Origin of the sequence: Burkholderia sp. Se-20378, assembly GCF_017104665.1 — a bacterium.
Lineage (GTDB): Bacteria > Pseudomonadota > Gammaproteobacteria > Burkholderiales > Burkholderiaceae > Burkholderia > Burkholderia lata.
Map to the genome: position 1 here is coordinate 1 of NZ_JAAGPG010000473.1, position 6,058 is coordinate 6,058.

The 6,058-nt window shown below is 66.2% G+C and carries 5 protein-coding genes; 1 reads left to right on the forward strand and 4 read right to left on the reverse strand.

Annotated features, from left to right (window positions below):
- The coding region (locus G3N93_RS31630; RefSeq protein ID WP_206134716.1) for a 3-hydroxyacyl-CoA dehydrogenase at window positions 1-1,028 on the reverse strand (1,028 nt) is incomplete at its 3' end.
- Between the two features lie 549 nt (window positions 1,029-1,577).
- Here G3N93_RS31630 and G3N93_RS31635 point away from each other — a divergent pair.
- The gene (locus G3N93_RS31635) at window positions 1,578-2,666 is read left to right on the forward strand and encodes a calcium:proton antiporter (RefSeq protein WP_174937363.1); all 1,089 of its coding nucleotides are present in this window, start codon (window positions 1,578-1,580) and stop codon (window positions 2,664-2,666) included.
- A 94-nt stretch (window positions 2,667-2,760) separates the two neighbouring features.
- Here the strand turns inward: G3N93_RS31635 and G3N93_RS31640 are convergent, their stop codons facing one another.
- The 3 genes from G3N93_RS31640 to G3N93_RS31650 form a co-directional block, all read right to left on the reverse strand.
- Window positions 2,761-3,894, reverse strand: coding sequence for a LysM peptidoglycan-binding domain-containing protein (locus tag G3N93_RS31640; RefSeq protein ID WP_206134717.1), 1,134 nt, complete (start codon window positions 3,892-3,894; stop codon window positions 2,761-2,763).
- Window positions 3,895-3,914: 20 nt separating this feature from the next.
- Window positions 3,915-4,688, reverse strand: coding sequence for a hypothetical protein (locus tag G3N93_RS31645; RefSeq protein ID WP_174937367.1), 774 nt, complete (start codon window positions 4,686-4,688; stop codon window positions 3,915-3,917).
- Between the two features lie 667 nt (window positions 4,689-5,355).
- Window positions 5,356-6,058, reverse strand: a 703-nt coding sequence (locus tag G3N93_RS31650) for an amidohydrolase family protein (protein WP_206134718.1), incomplete at its 5' end; no start/stop codon positions are given.

The following is a 6,058-nucleotide window of genomic DNA, read 5'->3' on the forward strand; positions in this document are numbered from 1 at the left end:
TGCCGGGCGCCCGGAACGCGCTCAGCGAAGCGCGCATGCAGCGCGGCGGCCGGGCCGTCCTGCGCAAACAGGGCGACGTCGGCCGGCGCATCGCGCGGCGCTTCGAGATCGGGTGCGGGCGGCGTCGCGCCGTCCGCATACGAATAGAAGCCGCGCCCCGACTTGCGCCCGAGGAAGCCCGCGTTCACGAGTTCCTGCTGGATCAGCGACGGCGTGTAGCGCGGATCGTTGAAGTACGCGCGGAACACCGATTCGGTCACCGCGAAGTTCACGTCGTGGCCGATCAGGTCCATCAGCTCGAACGGCCCCATCCGGAAGCCGCCGGCCTCGCGCATCACCGCATCGATCGATGCCGGCGTGCCGCCCTGCTCGTTCAGCACGCGCAGCGCCTCCGCGTAATACGGCCGCGCGACGCGGTTCACGATGAAGCCCGGTGTCGATTTCGCCATCACGGGCCGCTTGCCCCATGCGGCGGCGGTGGCATAGAGCACTTGCGCGACCTCGGGCGCGGTCGCGAGCCCGCTCACCACCTCGACGAGCGCCATCAGCGGCGCCGGGTTGAAGAAATGCAGGCCGGCGACGCGCTGCGGCACGCGCAGCCCGGCCGCGATCGACGTGATCGAGATCGACGACGTGTTGGTGGCCAGCAGGCACGCGTCGTCGACATGGCGCTCAAGGGTCGCGAAGATCTCGCGCTTCACGTCGAGCCGCTCCGCCGCCGCCTCGACGATCAGTGCGGCGCCCGCGAAATCGGCCAGTTCACGCACCGCGCGAATCCGGGCGCCTGCCGCGTCGGCCTGGGCCGGTTCGAGCCGGCCCTTCTCGGCGAGCCGCGCGAACTGCGCGCGGATGCCGGCCAGCGCCTTGTCGCAGGCGGCTTCGTTCAGGTCGAACAGCAGCACCGTATGGCCGGCCGCCGCCGCGACCTGCGCAATGCCCGCGCCCATCGCGCCGGCACCGATCACGCCGACGACGGACGACGGCGCCAGCGCGCCCGAGTTCACCGAATGTGCAGAAGAAACAGCCATCGCTTGCGATCCGTCATGAAGTGGAGGTGCGAGCTATTATAAACCGACCGGTCGGTAGATTTATGTCAGGGCGAGCCCGAATTTGTCGTGCAAGAGATCGTTACGGAAACTGCAAAGACAAAAAATTGAAAGGTCGGGGCACTTTTTGTAAACCGAAAGGTCAATGAAAGCGTTCTAATATGAGATAGTGACCCCCGAACGCCTGATAAAATTCGACAAACCGCCGGATTTCAGGGGGAAACCGCGTGTCACGCTGCCACCGCCGTCCATCGTCGGCCGCCCTTCCGGGGTCGGAACCGAGCCTCCGGCCCGCGCGTCGTCACACGTGCTCGCCTCGCCGCTTGCGGCCAGCCGCATCGAACCGTTTCATCCAGCGACGGGCTCCAGCCCGCCCGCGCCCCTCGCTGCCTCACGGCGGCGAACCCAGGGCAGCACCGTTGCGTGCCGCCCCCTTTCGGTTTCATCATCCTCGTTCGGCGGATAGTACGGCCGGGCTTCGTCAACCCGTGACGGCGCGTCGCGCGCCGCCACTCGCATAAGGAAACCCCCATGCCGCTCTCGTCCAACCAGCTCCCGCGCTGGACCCTCGTGGCCCCGCTTGCCGCATGGCTGGTCCTCGCGCTGTCGCGCGTCGTGCCGGCCGAAGGCCTCGTCATCGCGGTGTTCGCCGCCGCACTCGCCGGTGCCGTGTTCGCCGCCGTCCACCATGCCGAAGTCGTCGCGCACCGCGTCGGCGAGCCGTTCGGCACGCTCGTGCTCGCGGTCGCCGTGACCGTCATCGAAGTCGCGCTGATCGTGTCGGTGATGCTCGGCGCGGGCCCGGAGAAATCGGGCCTCGCCCGCGACACCGTGTTCGCCGCCGTGATGATCATCTGCAACGGCATCGTCGGTATCTGCCTGCTGGTCGGCGCGTGGAAGCACGGCGAACAGGATTTCCAGGGCCGTGGCGCCAGCAAGGCGCTCGCGGTGCTGGCGTCGCTGTCGGTGCTGTCGCTCGTGATGCCGAACTACCTGAACGCCGCACCGGGCCCGTTCTTCTCGAAATCGCAGCTCGCGTTCGCCGGCGTGTCGTCGCTCGTGCTGTACGGCGCATTCGTGTTCGTGCAGACCGTGCGCCACCGCGACTACTTCCTCGCCGCGCACGACAGCGCAAACGAGGCGGTGCACGCGGCCGCGCCGAGCAACCGCACTGCGCTGATCAGTCTGGTGCTGCTGTTCGTGAGCCTCATCTCGGTCGTGCTGCTCGCGAAGCTGCTGTCACCGGCCGTCGAGCATGCGGTGATGAAGCTCGGTGCGCCCGAGGCCGCGGTCGGTATCGTGATCGCCGCGCTCGTGCTGCTGCCGGAAGCGCTCGCTGCCGTCACCGCCGCGCGCGCGAATCGCCTGCAGACCAGCATGAACCTCGCGCTCGGTTCGGCGCTCGCGAGTATCGGGCTCACGATCCCGACCGTCGCGGCCGTGTTCATCTGGGTCGGCCAGCCGCTCACGCTCGGCATCGGCCCGATGGAAACCGTGCTGCTGGCGCTCACCCTGCTGGTCAGCACGCTGACGCTCAGCCAGGGGCGTACGACGGTGCTGCACGGCGTCGTGCACCTGTCGCTGTTCGCCGCTTACCTGTTCCTGTCGATCACGCACTGACGCAGAAAAACGCACGGCCCGGCGGATCACTTCCGCCGGGCCGCGCGCAGTCTTTCACGTCGCTTCAGCTTTCCTCGTTCACGTCACGCCGCCGTTACCGCACCGGAATCACCAGATGCTGGCCCGCCAGGATCAGGTTCGGGTTGGCAAGGTTGTTGCGGCGTTGAATCTCGCGATAACGCTGGCCGCTGCCGAGCTTGCTCGCCGCGATCATGTTCAGCGTGTCGCCCGCCTTCACCACATACGTATGTTCGCCCGACGCGGCCGCGGTCGTCACCGCCTGGTCGCTGACGAAGTACTTGCGCAGCAGGTCGAGATATTGCGGCGACTGCTTGAGCTTCGCGATCGCGGCATTCAGGTAGATCAGCAGATCCTGGTCGTCGGCGCGCACGCCGATCTTGTACGCGATGTTCGAGCCGTCGAGCTTGGTCACCGCGAACTTCAGGTCGGTGTCCTTGATCGAGCTGACCGCGAACGGATAGTCGTAGATGAACGCGTCGACCGTATGGCCGTCGATGCTCTTCGCGATGAACGCCGGATCGGAATCGTCGACTTCAACGAACTTCACGTTCGGATACTGGCGCGTGACGAACGCACGCACGTCCGGGTCGCCCTTCAGGATACCGACCGTCTTGCCCGCGAGATCGTCGGTCGAGCGGATCGCGGAGCCCTGCCGCACGATCAGCGAGTAGCCGAAATCGTCGACGTACGGCACCGAATAGACGACGCCCGACGGCGTGTTGTCCGGGAACGTCAGCCCGTCCATCGCGACGTCGACCACGTGGCTCCCCTTCGCGTCCGTATCGAGCAGCTGCTTCGGCACGCCCGGGTACGTATCGACCTCGTGACGCGTATCGACGACCACCGGCTTGCCGCCGTGCGAGAACGACGGATCCGCGAACAGCAGCCGCGCGAACTCGACGTTGAAGCCGTGCGGCGCGCCCTTGTCTTCGCCGAAGAACGGTTCGCTCGGGTTCTGCACGGAGATCCGCACGATGCCGTTTTCGGCAATCGATTTCAGCGTGCTGGCCTGCGGCGTGAAGCCGGCCGGCAGCACGTTGGACGACGGCGACGACTGCGCGGACTGCCCGGTGTCGCCGCTTTGCGCGGACGTCGAGCCCGGGGCCGCGTCATGCGCGGGAATCAGCGTCGACAGGCCGCCCTGATGCACGATCCATACGCCGACTAGCACGACCAGAAATGCGATGGCGCCAAGAAGTTTTTTCATGGTTGCGAGCCTGCAGGAAGTTATTGTTGTTTCGACGGCAGTTGCGCCGGGTTCGTCGCATCGAGCCCGGGCGCGTGCGGCGCGTTCATCACCGCCTGCTGCTGCGCCTGCTTGACCTCGGGGTTATCCATCAGCGACGTCTCCATTTCGGAGAACGCCTTGTTGACCGAGCGCATCACCGAATCGACGGCCACGTCGGTCTTGATCTGCTCGAACGTATCGGACGCCTGCTTGCCCGCGAGCTTGTTCATCTGCTGCGCGGCCTGCGACATGTCCCACATCGCCTTCGCGCGGTCGATCGCCGATGCGAAGTTCTTCAGTTCGGCCTGCACCTGCTTGTAACGCCCCTCGCGAAACGACAGCAGCTGCTTCATCGTGTCGAGCTGCTGCCGGAAGCGTGGCGCGTCGTCCGGATACTGCTTCTCGAACAGTTCCGTCTTGCTTTCGAAGTTCTTTACCTCGGTGCGGAATGCGGTGATGCTGTCCGCGAACTTCTGGGCCGCCTGGCGCTTTTCCGCGAGCTGGTTGATCAGCGTCTCGATCGGATTGGCCTGCGCCTCCTGGACGATCATCTTCACCTTCTGGTTCGCGAACTTCATCGCGACGACCGGTGCGAAATAGATCGCACCGAGGCCGATCACGCCCGCCGTGACCAGCGCGATCACCCCTTTCAGGATGAACAGCGCCGCCGGTGCCGCGATCGCGACGCCGGCGACGATGATCGCCCACTTGATCAGCTTGACCTTGCCACTCCCCGAACTGCCGTTTCCTTCTTCATTCGAAAGCTGCGACATGAGTTTTTCTCCTTGAACCTCGAACCGAACTGCTTGCGTTAGCTTTTTCAAGCTCAATCGAAATGCTTCGGACTTCGGACCCGCCAGGCAATCAGGCAAGCCGGCGGTGCAATACAAGGATGGGCGCAACGGACGTCACGAGACGCCGGTGTAGGCGCCGTTCAGGATGCGGTGATGAGGGCTGGCAGACGGCGCTGCGATGCGGCGGGCCGGACGCGCGCCGTTCATCGCCGCGGCGCGCGCGCGGACGGGAAAGTGTACCGATGCACGGTACGAAACGGGATGACGGATACGTGACGCGCAGAGCGTCGGGAGAAGCGTTGTTCCGGCGGGCCGACAATCGCGGGGCCGGTATTCCGGTACGAGTGCGTAAAGGCTCATCGTTGTTCTTTTGTGTATCGCGGGTGCAGGAACCGCGCGGCCGGCGCGTCCCGCTCCAAATGCACGGACGTATCCTGCGCCGACCGGCATGCAGCGTCAAGCAGTTGTCGCAGTGCAGCGAAACGCTGCGTTCCTCCGTTGGAACACCCTCGGCGAAACAGCTTTCAGCGCGGTAAGGATTCGCAGGACTGCGACCTGTCGTGCTCGGTCAGGATTGCTTGGCGTTGCAGGTGACATGCTTCCGGATTGAAAGCTTGTCACACTCGGCCTCGTCCTCGCAGCCGATTCAGAATCCGTAAAGTACGGTCGGGTTGTCGACCAGAATCGCGCGGCTGATCGCGTCGTCCGCCGTGCAGTCGTCCAGCCAGCCGAGCAGGCGCAGGTCATCTGGAACCGGCGACGCGTTCGGGTGCGGCCAGTTGCTGCCCCATACGCACCGCGCCGGATGGTGGCGCGCCAGCACGGCGGCGAGACGCGCGACATCGTCGTAACCGGGCGCACCCGAGCGCGACGTCTCGTACGGCGCGGACAGCTTCACCCATGCGTGGCCGCGGTCGAGCAGGCGCCGCAGCGCGAGAAACGCCGGCGCGGCCGGCGCCACGGGCGTCAGGAACTTGCCCGCGTGATCGATCACGACACGCGCCTGTAGCGAGGACAGCAACGGCACGACCTCGGGCAGCGTCCGGCCGTCGAGCTGCAGGTCGACGTGCCAGCCAAGCGGCCCGATCCGCGCGGCCATCCGCTCCAGTTCGTCCCACCGCGCCAGGCCGCCCGCCAACATCATGAACCGGACGCCGCGCACGCCCGCCGCGTGCAACCGCGCCAGCTCGGCGTCCGACACGTCGGCCGGCAACGTCGCGACGCCACGCGCCTGCTGGCCGAACGCGGCCAGCGTGTCGAGCAGGCAACGGTTGTCGACTCCATAGCCGGTCGGCTGCACGATCACGACGCGGGCAAGGCCGAGCGTCTGCTGCACCCGGCGATACGCC